The sequence below is a fragment of the Mesorhizobium robiniae genome, from assembly GCF_040545535.1.
GTDB lineage: Bacteria > Pseudomonadota > Alphaproteobacteria > Rhizobiales > Rhizobiaceae > Mesorhizobium > Mesorhizobium robiniae.
The window spans coordinates 57,392-71,360 of the sequence record NZ_JBEPMC010000012.1 but is presented as its reverse complement, the minus strand read 5'-3'; the positions used below and the strand labels follow the sequence as shown (position 1 = coordinate 71,360).

The 13,969-nt window shown below is 63.3% G+C and carries 14 protein-coding genes and 1 pseudogene; 13 read left to right on the top strand and 2 right to left on the bottom strand.

The window, feature by feature from the left end; all coding sequences use genetic code 11:
* The first annotated feature begins 4 nt into the window (after nt 1–4).
* On the top strand, nt 5–1,024 hold the full coding sequence (locus tag ABID19_RS27440) for a zinc-binding alcohol dehydrogenase family protein (protein ID WP_354494035.1): 1,020 nt from the start codon (nt 5–7) through the stop codon (nt 1,022–1,024).
* Nucleotides 1,025–1,335: 311 nt separating this feature from the next.
* Here the strand turns inward: ABID19_RS27440 and phnF are convergent, their stop codons facing one another.
* Entirely contained in the window at nt 1,336–2,085 is a 750-nt protein-coding gene (gene phnF / locus ABID19_RS27435; protein ID WP_354494034.1) for a phosphonate metabolism transcriptional regulator PhnF, read from the bottom strand.
* Between the two features lie 119 nt (nt 2,086–2,204).
* Here phnF and phnG point away from each other — a divergent pair, with 119 nt between their 5' ends.
* The 12 genes and pseudogenes from phnG (at nt 2,205) to phnE (ABID19_RS27375) (ending at nt 13,065) form a co-directional block, all read left to right on the top strand.
* On the top strand, nt 2,205–2,666 hold the full coding sequence (gene phnG, locus ABID19_RS27430) for a phosphonate C-P lyase system protein PhnG (RefSeq protein WP_354494033.1): 462 nt from the start codon (nt 2,205–2,207) through the stop codon (nt 2,664–2,666).
* Complete coding sequence (gene phnH, locus ABID19_RS27425) at nt 2,666–3,277, top strand: phosphonate C-P lyase system protein PhnH (RefSeq protein ID WP_354494032.1); 612 nt, start codon at nt 2,666–2,668, stop codon at nt 3,275–3,277. The genes phnG and phnH overlap by 1 nt, the downstream gene beginning before the upstream one ends.
* 1 nt (nt 3,278) lies before the next feature.
* The gene (locus tag ABID19_RS27420) at nt 3,279–4,388 is read left to right on the top strand and encodes a carbon-phosphorus lyase complex subunit (protein ID WP_354494031.1); all 1,110 of its coding nucleotides are present in this window, start codon (nt 3,279–3,281) and stop codon (nt 4,386–4,388) included.
* Nucleotides 4,385–5,296 carry an alpha-D-ribose 1-methylphosphonate 5-phosphate C-P-lyase PhnJ gene (locus tag ABID19_RS27415; protein ID WP_354494030.1) on the top strand — a complete coding sequence of 304 codons (912 nt, stop codon included), beginning with the start codon at nt 4,385–4,387 and terminating at the stop codon, nt 5,294–5,296. The genes ABID19_RS27420 and ABID19_RS27415 overlap by 4 nt, the downstream gene beginning before the upstream one ends.
* Entirely contained in the window at nt 5,293–6,069 is a 777-nt protein-coding gene (gene phnK / locus ABID19_RS27410) for a phosphonate C-P lyase system protein PhnK (RefSeq protein ID WP_354494029.1), read from the top strand. Before ABID19_RS27415 ends, phnK begins: the two co-directional genes overlap by 4 nt.
* Nucleotides 6,070–6,277: 208 nt before the next feature.
* Entirely contained in the window at nt 6,278–6,985 is a 708-nt protein-coding gene (gene phnL, locus ABID19_RS27405; protein WP_354494028.1) for a phosphonate C-P lyase system protein PhnL, read from the top strand.
* A complete protein-coding gene (locus tag ABID19_RS27400; protein ID WP_354494027.1) occupies nt 6,982–7,596 on the top strand; it encodes a DapH/DapD/GlmU-related protein in 615 nt (204 codons plus the stop codon). The genes phnL and ABID19_RS27400 overlap by 4 nt, the downstream gene beginning before the upstream one ends.
* 73 nt (nt 7,597–7,669) lie before the next feature.
* A pseudogene (locus ABID19_RS27395) lies at nt 7,670–8,379 on the top strand (DUF1868 domain-containing protein).
* Nucleotides 8,380–8,544: 165 nt separating this feature from the next.
* Complete coding sequence (phnC, locus tag ABID19_RS27390; protein ID WP_354494026.1) at nt 8,545–9,402, top strand: phosphonate ABC transporter ATP-binding protein; 858 nt, start codon at nt 8,545–8,547, stop codon at nt 9,400–9,402.
* 143 nt (nt 9,403–9,545) lie between these two features.
* On the top strand, nt 9,546–10,454 hold the full coding sequence (gene phnD, locus ABID19_RS27385; protein WP_354494025.1) for a phosphonate ABC transporter substrate-binding protein: 909 nt from the start codon (nt 9,546–9,548) through the stop codon (nt 10,452–10,454).
* 73 nt (nt 10,455–10,527) lie between these two features.
* Nucleotides 10,528–11,502: a phosphonate ABC transporter, permease protein PhnE gene (gene phnE, locus ABID19_RS27380; RefSeq protein ID WP_354494024.1), complete on the top strand. Its 975-nt coding sequence runs from the start codon at nt 10,528–10,530 to the stop codon at nt 11,500–11,502.
* 3 nt (nt 11,503–11,505) lie between these two features.
* Nucleotides 11,506–13,065, top strand: a complete 1,560-nt coding sequence (gene phnE, locus ABID19_RS27375) for a phosphonate ABC transporter, permease protein PhnE (RefSeq protein WP_354494023.1) — start codon at nt 11,506–11,508, stop codon at nt 13,063–13,065.
* 20 nt (nt 13,066–13,085) lie between these two features.
* Here phnE (ABID19_RS27375) and ABID19_RS27370 read toward each other — a convergent pair whose 3' ends face one another.
* Entirely contained in the window at nt 13,086–13,940 is an 855-nt protein-coding gene (locus ABID19_RS27370; RefSeq protein WP_354494022.1) for a sugar phosphate isomerase/epimerase family protein, read from the bottom strand.
* Between the last annotated feature and the right edge of the window lie 29 nt (nt 13,941–13,969).

The window sequence follows — 13,969 nt, the reverse complement described above, 5'->3', positions numbered from 1 at the left end:
AAGCATGAAAGCCGTCGTCTGCCGGTCGCCCGGCGAGCTTGTTCTGGAAGACCGTCCGGCGCCGAGCACACCACCGCCGGGCTGGGCGCTGGTCGCGGTCAGTCATGTCGGCATCTGCGGCACCGATTACCACATCTTCGAGGGCAAGCATCCGTTCCTGGCCTACCCGCGCATCATGGGCCACGAGGTTTCCGGCACTGTGATCGAGGCGGGCGACGGCGTCGATCTGGCCGTCGGCGAACCGGTGGTCATCAACCCCTATCTCGCTTGCGGCAAATGCATCGCCTGCCGGCAAGGCAAGCCGAATTGCTGCGTCAGGATCGAGGTGCTCGGCGTGCATCGCGACGGCGCCATGTGCGAACGCATCCTGGTGCCGGCGCAAAATCTCTATCCGGCAAACGGCCTGTCGCTGGCGGATGCCGCCGCCGTCGAATTCCTGGCGATCGGAGCGCATGCCGTGCGGCGCTCGCTGGCGCAGCCAGGCGCGCGCACCCTGGTCATCGGCGCCGGGCCGATCGGGCTCGGCACGGCGCTGTTTGCCCGCATCGCCGGTCACGACGTGACGCTGCTCGACATGAGCGCGGAGAGGCTGGATTTCGCCGCAAGCGAACTCGGTTTCGCGACCCTCGACGGTTCGCAGGCGTCTGCGACCGATCTGGTGCGGGAGGCAACCGGCGGCGAAGGTTTTGACGTGGTTTTCGACGCCACCGGCAACACCCAGTCCGTCCAGTCGGCCTTCGCCCATATTGCGCATGGCGGAACGCTGGTCTTGGTCAGTGTCGTCAAGGACGACATCCTCTTTTCCGATCCCGAATTCCACAAGCGCGAAATGACGCTGATCGGCAGCCGCAATGCGCTGCGTGCCGATTTCGACCATGTCGCTGCCTCGATTCGCGACGGTGCTGTGCCGCTGGCAAAGCTCGTCACCCATCGCACGACGCTTGACGAGACGCCGCGCGACCTCGCCCGCTGGGCGCACGAGAAGTCCGGCCTGATCAAGGCTGTGATCGAAGTCGGGTCATAACACGGCAGGCGGTGAACCCGGCCCGAATTGACAACGCCCCCGCGCAGGTCGACCCCCACTCCGTCTCGGCTTCGCCGAGCCACCTCTCCCCCGATCGACGGGGTAGAGGAAGGGTGCGAGCCTATTGCAGCCAACGCTCCTCAACCAGACTCCCTCCTTCTCTCGCCGTCAGCGGGCTCCCTTCCTCTCCCTCCGGAGGGGGGAGAGGTGGCTCGGCGAAGCCGAGACGGAGTGGGGGAAGGCGGTCCTCAAACGCCAAACCGCTGACAAGTAAGCGCGACCGAGCTGGTATGAAATCAGCGTGAGTCACCTTAAAGCGCCGACAGTTTAAGCTCGACACGCTCAGCCGGAAACCGCGTTTCGGCGAACTGGATCGGCTGGCCGTCCAGCGTGACATTGACGGCGACCGTGACCAGGATGATGGAGCCGGGCTGCAGATCGAGATCGGCAAGATCGGCGGCATCGGCGTGGCGCGCCGACAAGACCGTCGATTGCCTGAGATAGTCACTGACCCCGAAACGCTCGAGAGAAGCGGTGACCGATCCGGTTTCAGCCATGGCGGCATCGATGCCGGCGAAGCGTCCCGCGTCGAACCAGCCGGTGGCACGCGAGACCGGCCGCCCATCGGCTTCGCCGCGTGTCTCAAGGCGTATGACATTCGAACCCTTGGCAAGCCCCAGCCCTTCTGCGACGCGCCGGCTGGCCGGCTCGACCGCCGATTCGAGCAACACACTGCGGCGCTCCGACGTCTGCCCTTGCAAGCCCTCCGAAAAACGGGTGCGGGCGCCGATCGGATAGGACAGGCGCTTGCGCGACAGCACGAAAGTGCCGCGCCCCTGCTCGGCCCTGAGCACGCCATCCTGCACAAGTGCTGCGATGGCGCTGCGCACCGTATGGCGGTTGACGCCATAGCGCTCGGCCAGTGCGACTTCCGGCGGCAGCGCGGCATTCTCGGCAAAGTCGCCGACGGCGATCGAACGCAGGATTTGATCGGCGATCTGCCGCCACAGCGAGACGCCGCTGCGCCGCTCTATGCTGCTGGCAATCTGCTGCCCGCTCATTTCTTGCCCCGATCTTTTTTGCCCTGTCATCCATCCGTCATGGACACGCTTTAGAGAATAGGTATAATTTGTATAATTGTCTAAATCAATAGACAAATTTGCGAGAAGGAATGGCGGTCATGCGAGGACAGGAAGCGCGCGATCAGGCCGAGCGCAAGGCCATCATGGCGACGCTGGCGCAATCGACCGGCGACGATATCGTCCGCCTCTGGAACGAGGCCGGCCTGCCTTCGCAAGCGGAACTCCTGCGCGGTCCCGAAACCGGCCTCGTCACCGTGCGTGGCCGCATCGGCGGCGGCGGCGCGCCGTTCAATGTCGGCGAGGCAACGGTCACCCGCGCGACGGTGCGGCTTGCCTCGGGAGAAGTCGGCCATTGCTACGCGCTGGGCCGTGACAAGCAGAAAGCAAAACTGGCGGCAATCGCCGACGCGCTCTGGCAGGACCCCGCCCGCCGCAACGAGGTCGAGACCAAGCTCATCGCGCCCTTACAAACCGCACTGGCCAGCGCACGTGAACGGCGGCGCGCCGAGACGGCGGCAACGAAGGTCGATTTCTTCACCATGGTACGCGGAGAAGACTGATGGACATCGCAACGCAGGCGATCGAGGGCGGCTTTGCCGATCCGGTGTTCAATGCCCAGACGGTGTTCCGCGCCGTGATGGATGCGATGGCGCGGCCGGGCACTCTGCAGCCCCTGCCGGTCTTTGCCCGCCCGCCGGCCCCGCTGTCGGCCACCGCGGGCGCTATCGCGCTGGCGCTGTGCGACAACGACACGCCGCTTTGGCTCGACCCCGTTTTGCAAGCCCCAGCAGCGGTGAAATCCTGGCTGGGCTTCCACACCGGCGCGCCGCTGGCCAACACGCCGGCTGACGCGCATTTCGCGCTGATCGCCACGCCGGCCGAGATGATGGCGCTCGACGGCTTTTCGCAAGGTACTCAGGACTACCCCGACCGCTCCACGACGCTGATCCTGCAAGTCAGCGATCTCGTTTCAGGCGCCCCTCTGCTGCTCGAAGGTCCTGGCATCGAAGAGACTGCAACCATCGCGCCGGCGCAGATGCCGCGCCACTTCGTCGAACAGTGGAAGCAGAATATCAAGCGCTTTCCGCGTGGCGTCGACATGATCCTTGCCACCCCCGACGGCGTTACCTGCCTGCCGCGCACGACGCGCATCAAGACGATGGAGGCGTGATATGTATGTCGCAGTAAAAGGCGGCGAAGCGGCCATTGCCAACGCCCACGCCCTGCTCGCCGACCGCCGCCGCGGCGACCGTTCGGTGCCGGCGCTTCGCCTCGACCAGATCGTCGAGCAGTTGGCGCTCGGCGTCGACCGGGTGATGAGCGAAGGTTCGCTCTACGACAGGGAATTGGCGGCACTGGCCATCGTTCAGGCGCGCGGCGACATGATCGAGGCGATTTTCCTGGTTCGCGCCTATCGCACCACGCTGCCGCGCTTCGGCTACACCAAGGCGATCGACACCGGCGCGATGCTGGTCGAGCGGCGCGTTTCGGCGACCTACAAGGACCTGCCCGGTGGTCAGCTCCTCGGCCCGACCTTCGACTACACCCACCGGCTGCTCGATCCCGAACTCGCAGCAGGCGGCGACGTCGCCGAGCCGCTGCAGCGCGCCGGCGAGGCGGAAGCCATGCCGCGCGTCTCGGCGATCCTCGCCCGCGAAGGCCTGATCGAGCCTGATGGCGACATGCCTGGGGATCATGTCCCCGGCGACATTACCCGCGAGCCGCTGGAATTTCCGATGGCGCGCGACATCCGCCTGCAGGCCCTGTCACGCGGCGATGAAGGGTTTCTGCTGGCACTCGGCTACTCCACGCAGCGCGGCTATGCCCGCAACCATCCCTTCGTCGGCGAGGTTCGCATCGGCGAGGTCGAGCTGGAACTCGACGTGCCGGAGCTGCCCTTCGCAGTACCGCTCGGCTCCGTTCGCGTCACCGAGTGCCAGATGGTCAACCAATTCAAGGGCTCGGCCAAGGCGCCGCCGCAGTTCACCCGGGGCTACGGCCTCGTCTTCGGCCAGAGCGAGCGCAAGGCGATGGCCATGGCGCTGTGCGACCGAGCATTACGCGCTTCGGAATTCGGCGAAGATGTCGTCGCCGCCGCCCAGGACGAAGAGTTCGTCATCTCGCATTCCGACAATGTCCAGGCGACCGGCTTCGTCGAGCATCTGAAGCTGCCGCACTATGTCGATTTTCAAGCCGAGCTCGACCTGGTGCGCCGCATGCGCGCCGAGCACGACGCCCGCGAAAACGCCGGCAAGGAAGAGAAAAGGGAGGCCGCGGAATGACCGCACAACCGACCGACATCGCCACCTACAACTTCGCCTATCTCGATGAGCAGACCAAGCGGATGATCCGCCGGGCGATCCTCAAGGGCATAGCCATTCCCGGCTATCAGGTGCCGTTCGCCTCGCGCGAAATGCCAATGCCCTATGGCTGGGGCACTGGCGGCGTCCAGGTCACCGCTTCGATCATCGGCCCGGACGACGTGTTGAAGGTCATCGACCAGGGCGCCGACGACACCACCAATGCGGTCTCGATCCGTGCTTTTTTCAAGAAGGTCGCCAATGTCTCCGTCACCACCGAGACGGCGAAGGCGACTATCATCCAGACCCGCCACCGCATCCCCGAACATCCGCTGAGTGCGGGCCAGGTGCTGGTCTATCAGGTACCGATCCCCGAACCGTTGCGCTTCCTCGAGCCGCGCGAGACCGAAACGCGCAAGATGCATGCGCTGGAGGAATACGGCCTCATGCATGTGAAGCTCTATGAGGACATTGCCAGGCACGGTCGCATCGCCACCACCTATGCCTACCCGGTCAAGGTCGAGGGCCGCTATGTGATGGACCCGTCGCCCACGCCGAAGTTCGATAACCCGAAAATGCACCGTTCGCCGGCTTTGCAACTGTTCGGCGCCGGCCGCGAAAAGCGTATCTATGCAGTGCCGCCCTTCACCGAGGTGGTCAGTCTCGACTTCGAGGACCATCCGTTCGAGGTGCAGACCTTCGACCAGCCCTGCGCGCTATGCGCGGCTGAGAACGTCTATCTAGACGAGGTCATCCTCGACGACCATGGCGGCCACATGTTCGTCTGCTCCGACACCGATCATTGCGAGAAGCGGCGCGAACAAGGCCATCGCGGCCATCTTGCGCCCGAAGCCCCTCTTGCCCTGGAAAAAACGGAGCCGGCGCAATGACCGACGAACCGCTGCTGCGTGCTTCAGCGCTGTCAAAATTCTACGGGTCGCGTGTCGGCTGCGAAAACGTCACCTTCGACCTGTGGCCGGGCGAGGTGCTGGCGGTGGTCGGCGAATCCGGTTCCGGAAAAACGACGCTGCTGAACTGCCTCTCGACCAGATTGTTGCCGAGCTCCGGCACCGCCAGCTACCGCATGCGCGACGGTCAGTTCCGCGAACTCTACCGCATGAGCGAGGCCGAGCGCCGCTTCCTCATGCGCACCGACTGGGGCTTTGTCCACCAGAACCCCGCCGATGGCCTGCGCATGACGGTGTCCGCAGGCGCCAATGTCGGCGAGCGGCTGATGGCGGTCGGCGACCGCCATTACGGCAGGATCCGCGCTACAGCGGTCGACTGGCTGTCGCGTGTCGAGATCGATGAGGACCGCATCGACGACGAGCCGCGCGCTTTTTCCGGCGGCATGCGCCAGCGCCTGCAGATCGCTCGCAATCTCGTCACCGGGCCGCGGCTGGTGTTCATGGACGAGCCGACTGGCGGCCTCGACGTCTCGGTGCAGGCGCGCCTGCTCGATCTGTTGCGCGGCCTGGTCACCGATCTCGGCCTTGCGGCCATCGTCGTCACCCACGACCTCGCCGTGGCGCGATTGCTGTCGCAACGCATGATGGTGATGAAGGACGGCCGCGTCGTTGAAAGCGGCCTCACCGACCGCGTGCTCGACGATCCGCGCGCGCCTTATACGCAATTGCTGGTTTCCTCGATTTTGCAGGTTTGACGATGGCGCCAAGTCACCCCCCTCTGGCCTGCCGGCCATCTCCCCCTCAAGGGGGGAGATTAGCAGCTTTCATGCCTCGCCCCTTCTGCAACGCAGGAGAATGGCGAAACCGAATACGACAGCCGATCTCCCCCCTTGAGGGGGAGATGGCCGGCAGGCCAGAGGGGGGTGCTGTCCCGCCAACGAACGACGATTGGAGCACCTTCTGATGGCAACCCCGCTCGTCGTCTCCGACGTCGCCAAGAGCTTCACCATGCATCTGCGCGACGGCATCAAACTGCCTGTCGTCGCCGGCGTGTCGTTCTCGATCAGGAGCGGCGAATGCGCAGTGCTCGGCGGCCCGTCCGGCGCCGGCAAGAGCTCGATCCTGAAGATGCTCTACGGCAACTATGCCGTCGACGAAGGCCAGATCATCGTCCAGCACGAAGACGGGCTCATCGATCTCGCGACGGCTAGCCCGCGCACCGTGCTTGCCGTGCGCCGGCTCACGATTGGCTATGTCAGCCAGTTCCTGCGCACCGTACCGCGCGTTTCTGCCCTCGATGTCGTCGCCGAGCCGCTGGTCGAGCGCGGCGCCGACCGTGAGGTCGCGCGCAATAAGGCGCGCGCCTTGCTGGCGCAGCTCAACTTGCCGGAAAAACTCTGGATGCTGCCGCCGGCGACCTTCTCAGGCGGCGAGCAGCAGCGCGTCAACATCGCGCGCGGCTTCATCACCGAGCACCCGATCCTGCTGCTCGACGAGCCGACCGCCTCGCTCGATGCCAGGAACCGCGATGTGGTGATTGCGCTGATCGCGGCCAAGAAAGCGGCCGGCGTCGCCCTGCTTGGCATCTTCCACGATCACGACGTGCGCGAGGCGGTCGCCGATCGCGTCATCGATGTGACCGCTTTCGCCGCCGGGAAAATCGCCGCATGACAAGAAAGCTGTCGGAAGCGCCGCTCGTCCACGAGACGGCGGAAGTCGAGAACTCGACGCTTGGCCGCTGGACCGAGATCGCCGACCGCTGCCGGGTTTCGGAGAGCACGATTGGCGACTATTCCTACATGATGCAGGACTGCGGTGTCTGGTGCGCGACGGTCGGCAAATTCGCCAACATCGCCGCCAGCGTCCGCATCAACGCCACCAACCACCCGACCTGGCGGCCGACGCTGCACCACTTCACCTATCGCGCGTCGGACTATTGGGACGACGCCGAACACGAGAGCGAGTTCTTCGCCCAGCGCCGCGCCAAGCGCGTCACCATCGGCCATGACACCTGGCTTGGCCACGGCTCGACCATCCTGCCCGGCGTCACCGTCGGCGATGGCGCAGCGGTTGGTGCCGGCGCCGTGGTGTCGAAGGACGTCGCGCCCTACACCATCGTCGGCGGCGTGCCGGCGAAACCGATCCGCGAACGCTTCGACCGCCGCACGGCGGAACGCTATCAGGCACTTGCCTGGTGGAATTGGGACCATGTCCGCCTGCGCGCCGCACTTGAGGATTTTCGCGCGCTTTCGGCGGAAGCCTTTCTGGAAAAATACGGCTGACGGAGGGCGACCCGCCGTTTCACATCCCTGACACATGACTCGGACAGGAGACGGTCTTCCCCTGGAGATCGCCATGCTTCAATCCATCAAACCATCGCTCGCCGGATTCTTCGCCGGCTCGAACCTGAACCCTCCCGTGCATCTCGGCACGCGCTACGACACGTCAGGCAATTTTCTCATCGAGCCCGGCAACACGGTCGTCTGCCATCTCGCCAGTGGTTCAGCTTCCGAAGCGGCGGTCATCGAAGTGCGGGAACGGATGCGTGCCATGCCCGATGCCGACCGGCTGGCTTTCACGCCGATCTCAAGCCTGCATATGACGCTGTTCCAGGGCATCATCGAATATCGCCGCCGTCTTGCCTACTGGCCTGAGGATGTGCCTCTCGATACCAGCATCGACGACATGACCCGGCTCTATCTCGAGCGCCTAAGGGCCGTCGAGGACCATGGCGCGTTCAAGGTCAGGGCTGTCGACATCGTGCCAACCGGCCTGACCGTTGCCGGCGCCTCCGACGAGGATGAGCGCATCATGCGCGCGTGGCGCGATGCCCTGTCGGTGCCGTTCGGATACCGGCATCCCGATCACGATAGCTACACGTTCCACATAACCTTCGCCTATCAGATCCGCCGTCTCGACGACGAAGGGCATCACAATGGCAACAGCTATTCGATGACTGCCTCTCGCTGCTCGCCCGTCAGGCTCCGGTGATCGAGCTGCGGTCTCCGGCATTTTGCCGCTTCAAGGACATGAAGCATTTCGAGGAGCTGCTGGTTCTCGGCTGATCCCATGCAGGCTGTCCAGGCGATAGCGATTTGGGTGGACTCGCCTTCCTACTCGACGCGCCTGTGGGCAGTAACAAAACTGACATCAATCCGACACCGCAGGTTCATGGCGTTGCGCTAGCGAAGGTTAACAGACCTTCACTGCGACCGGACTGGAACTAGCCTATGTCAGCAACCACAGCCACGCTGGAAATCCGCGGCGTCACCCGCCGGTTTGGCAAGAACACCGCCGTCAGCAATGTCGATATCTCGATCCCGCACGGTCAGATGGTCGGCATCATCGGCCGTTCCGGTGCCGGCAAGTCGACCCTTTTGCGCATGATCAACCGCCTCATCGATCCCAGCCAAGGGTCGATTTTCTTTGACGGCGCCGAAGTCTCCAGCCTGCGCGGCTCGCTGCTCAGGCGCTGGCAGCGCGATTGCGCCATGATCTTCCAGCAGTTCAACCTGGTGCCGCGTCTCGACGTGCTGACCAATGTGCTGCTCGGCCGGCTCAATCACCGCTCGACCCTTGTCAATCTGCTCGGTGTCTTCTCTCGCGAAGAACGGGCCGAGGCGATTGCGGCGCTCGAGCGTCTCGACATTGCCCGCACGGCGATGCAGCCGGCAGGCACCTTGTCCGGCGGCCAGCAGCAGCGCGTTGCGATTGCCCGCGCCATGATGCAGCAGCCGAAGGTCATCCTCGCCGACGAGCCGATCGCCTCGCTCGACCCGCTCAATGCCAAGGTGGTGATGGATTCGCTGCAGGACATCAATCTGCGCGAGGGCATCACCGTCGTCACCAATCTGCACACGCTGGACACCGCGCGCACCTATTGCAACCGGATCATCGGCATGGCCGCCGGCAAGGTCGTGTTCGACGGCCCGCCCGAAGACCTCAACCGCGAGGCGGTGCGCATGGTCTATGGCGCCGACAGCAATGGCGGCGAGATCTCCGAGGCCATCACCTCGACCAGCGTGACCATCAAGCAAAAAATCGCCGCATCCGCCGGACCGCTCGAGCCCGCTTTTCCCGGCTATTAGTTCCATGGCCCCGACAAGTGGATACCGGTATCCGGAAAACCATGGGCAGCAAAAGAGCGCCTGGATCGCCAGCCCGCGTCAAAGGCGCCGTCAAAATTCGAACGCTACCGGCGCGATGCCGGAACCAACAGGAGAGACGCGACATGTTTAGAAAGATGCTTTTCGGTGCTGTTTCCATCGTCGCCATGGCGATGGGCGCGGTTCAGGCACAGGACCTGAAGGAATTCCGCGTCGGCATTCTGGGTGGCGAGAACGAAGCCGACCGTCTGCGCAACTACCAGTGCTTCGCCGACCACATCAAGGATGTCCTCGGTGTCGAGAAAGTCTCGCTGTTCCCGGCCGCCGACTACGACGGCGTCATTCAGGGCTTGCTCGGCGGCACGCTTGACTATGCCGAACTCGGCGCTTCCGCCTATGCCAAGATCTATCTCGAAAACAAGGACGCGGTTGAACCGATCCTGACGACGGTCCAGACCGACGGTTCGACCGGCTATCATTCGGTCATGGTCGCCCGTGCCGATTCCGGCATCAAGACGCTCGCCGACATGAAGGGCAAGAAACTCGGTTTCGCCGATCCCGATTCGACTTCGGGTTACCTGATCCCGGTCACTTCACTGCCCAAGGACATCGGCATGGATGTGAAGAGCTACTTCGCGTCGACCGGTTTTGGTGGCGGCCATGAACAGCTTGTCCTCGAAGTCCTGAAGGGCACCTTCGATGCCGGCACCACCTGGGCTTCCGGCGTCGGCGACTTCAAGGACGGCTACAGCTCGGGCAATCTGCGCAAGATGGTCGACAAGGGCGTGCTCAAGATGGACGACCTCGTCGAATTGTGGCAGTCGCCGATGATCCCGAACGGCCCGCTGGTGCTGCGTGCGTCGATCGACGCCGGCGCCAAGCAGAAGATCACCGAGTTCCTGACCAAGCTTCCGGAAACCGATCCGGCCTGTTTCTCGGCGATCCAAGGCGGCGATTACAAGGGCTATTCACCGGTCACCCCAGAGTTCTATCAGCCGATCATCGACGCCCGTAAGGCGAAGATCGGCTCGTAAGCAAACTGCCACAACGCCGCCGGGGCCATGCGCCGCCGGCGGCGTTGCCGCATCAGGGGCCGGGGATCTATCGATGAGTGCGACCGACGTATACCGAGCACCTGCGCTTTCACCGGAGGGAGCCACTGTCGAGCGGCACTGGCGCGACCTCGCAGCCCGCCGGCGCCTTTACACGATCGGCGGCCTGGTTTTCCTGCTCCTTGCACTCTCTGGCTCGCTCTGGTTCGCCAACGAGACCAACGCCGGAAAGTTCTTCGACCGCCTTCCCCACGTCGCCGACTTTTTCGGCGAGTTGAAGCCGCGCGACTGGTTCGACCCGGTGCGCGCGCTGTTCGACCTGCCATCCCCTTACGACGATGGCAGCCTCAAGTTCGACTATCCAGAAGGCCGGGTCTACCTGACCCAAAGCATCTACATTCCGGAGTATTTCCACCGGATGATCGAGACGCTGAACATCGCCCTGTTTTCGACGCTGGTGGGCGCCACATTCGGCTTCCTGCTCTGCTTCTTCGCCGCAGGCAATATCACGGCCAGTCGTTGGCTGCGGTTTGCCACGCGCCGCTTCCTTGAGATTGTCCGCGCCTTTCCGGAAATCGTCATTGCCGGCTTTTTCCTGGCGATTTTCTCGCTGGGGCCCATCCCTGCGATCATTGCGGTCAGCATCCATACTATCGGCGCGCTTGGAAAAATGTTCTTCGAAGTGGTCGAGAATGCCGACATGAAGCCTGAAGAAGGTTTACGTGCCGTCGGCGCCAACTGGGTCGAGCGGGTGTGGTTCGGCATCGTGCCTCAGGTTCTGCCCAACTTCATGAGCTATTTCCTGCTTCGTTTCGAGATCAATGTGCGCGCTTCGACCATACTTGGCGCCGTCGGCGCCGGCGGGATCGGCGAATCCCTGCGCCTTTCGATCGGCCGAGGCCATGAGGCCAAGACAATCGCCATCGTCTTCCTGCTGTTCTGTACGATTGTCGCCGTCGATCAGTTTTCGGCGTGGCTGAGGCACCGTCTTGTCGGCCGGCAAGCGTTCGCATATGGGCGCGGGGAGTAAGGCATGAACGCCGACGCTATCGACGACATCGCCACTCGCCATCCGGATGCGTTCCGGCGATCCCTATGGAAGCGCTACGCCACCCCGCTCGCTATCGTTCTCTGCATCCTCTACACATTCTATTGCGCGTGGTTCTTCTCGATCGTCACCGTTCTCGAAAAAGCGAACTGGAACCTTGCCGGCGCGTATCTCGCCGACTGGGTGTCTTACGAAATCCGGCCCGACATCGAATTCAAAGACAACCATCTGACGATCGACTACTCCCGCTTTTCCAAACTGGGATCCAATCCAAATCCCGACTGGGTGGCCAAGCAGACGGCGGTGATCGAGCGGCGGGTCGACGCCGCACCTGCACCGGCGGCCGCGACGAACAAGTCGTCGCAGGATTCGTTTATGGCGCCTGGTGCGCCAACTGCCGAGAACCCGGCCGCCCCGTCAAACCAATCCGCTCCGGCTGTGCCTGAAACGGTGCGCGAAAACGCAGTTGTGGCGGCGACTGTCACTCTTGGCAGTGGCCAGATCGCCATCACGCCAAACCTTGTCACCGTGACGCGCGGCGGCGAAAGCGTCATTTTCGACATTGCCAAGGACAGCTCTGTGACGCCACGCACACCGCTGCCTGACTGGATCGAGCAACGCAGGCCAGGCTCGACGGCCTATGTCTCGTTTGGTTTTCTCGGCCGCGCTGAAGTCCAAAACGACGAAGTCGTCGCCTGGAGACGTTTCTTTGGCTGGGCCAATTTTGTGTTCGACACGAACTCGCCATTCTGGGGAAAGCCGTTCGGCGAGGTCGCGTCACTGATTATATCAGGGGCACGCATCGATCCGTCGCGGTCAAACGCAGCGCTCGCCTGGGACAACATCCTCAACAACGCCGAGTGGCAGCACGGCGACGTCTGGCTGAAGCTTTTGCAAACCATCGTCATGGCTTTCGTCGGCACGGTGCTGGCCTCGATCGTCGCCTTCCCACTCGCCTTCCTGGCTGCGCGCAACGTCACGCCGAGCTGGATTGCCAATCAGGCAACAAAACGCTTCTTCGATTTCCTCCGCTCGGTCGACATGCTGATCTGGGCGCTGTTTTTCACGCGCGGATTCGGTCCGGGGCCGCTGGCCGGCATGTCGGCGATCTTCTTCACCGACACCGGTACCCTGGGCAAACTCTACTCCGAGGCGCTGGAAAACATCGATGACAAGCAGCGCGAGGGTATCCGCTCGGTTGGCGCCGCGCCGGCAATGGTGCAGCGCTATGGCGTGCTGCCCCAGGTTCTGCCGGTATTCCTTAGCCAATCCCTCTATTTCTGGGAATCGAACACGCGGTCGGCGACGATCATAGGCGCTGTCGGCGCCGGCGGCATCGGCCTGAAATTATGGGAAGCCATGCGCACCAACACCAACTGGGCCAATGTCTTCTACATGGTTCTGCTGATCCTGGTTGTCGTCTTTATCTTCGACAACATTTCCAGCCTTCTCCGCCGCAAACTGATGGGGACAGCTGGAAACGCCAATGACGAACGGCCCGGACGCGCGCCCGCCGGCCCGCTGCCGGCGGCTCAGATCGCCTGAGAGGAAGACTTGGCTGCGTCTTAAGGACCAGCCTTCTTCCAACCGCTTTTGATGTGCTTGTAGCCGTCGCGATAGACGGCTTCCGGGCTTTCCGAAAAATCGCGCCAGACCTTGGTTGCCGCCGCCAAGTCCTTCAGCGAGCGGCCAAAGGCCTCGATCGTTAGCCAGTCGTCATAGCCGCTCTTGCGGATGGCCGAAAACGTCTCTTTCCACGGAATGTGGCCGCGCCCCGGCACGCCGCGATCGTTCTCCGAGATGTGGATATGGACGACATTTTTGCGGTTGCGCGTATAGGCGCCGATCGGGTCGGCCTCCTCGATATTGGCGTGGAACGTGTCGTACATCGCCTTGATATGCGGCCGGTCGATTGCGTCGACATGCTCCGACAGATCGTCCATCGTGTTGAGCAGATAGCATTCGAAGCGGTTGAGCGCTTCCAGCCCGATGGTGACGTTTTTCTTGCCGGCGTGGTCACCGATGGCGCGTTGCGAGGCGACCGAGCGCTTCTTCTCCGCCGCCGTCGGCCCGCTGCCGGAAAATGCGCCGAGTGTCGAATGCAGCGGGCCGCTCAACGTCTTGGCGCCGAGCGCGGCCGAGCAGTCGATCGCCCATTTCATATAGTCGATGCCGGCCTTGCGCGTTGCGCCATCGGCCGAGATCAGATTCATCGACGGATCGCCCATCGCCGACACCGCCGTGCGCTCCAGTCCGATGCGGTCGAGCAGCGCGCCGAGCTTTTTGTAATCGTCCGGTGTGCCTGAAAAGATCGGTATCTCGACGCCATCGAAACCGGTCGCCTTGATGTCCCTGAGCAGTGGCTCGTGTTTCTTCGACACGGCCGTCGTCCACAAGAACATACACATGCCGATTTTCATCGACGCCCCTCCCCATGAGTTCCGGTGTT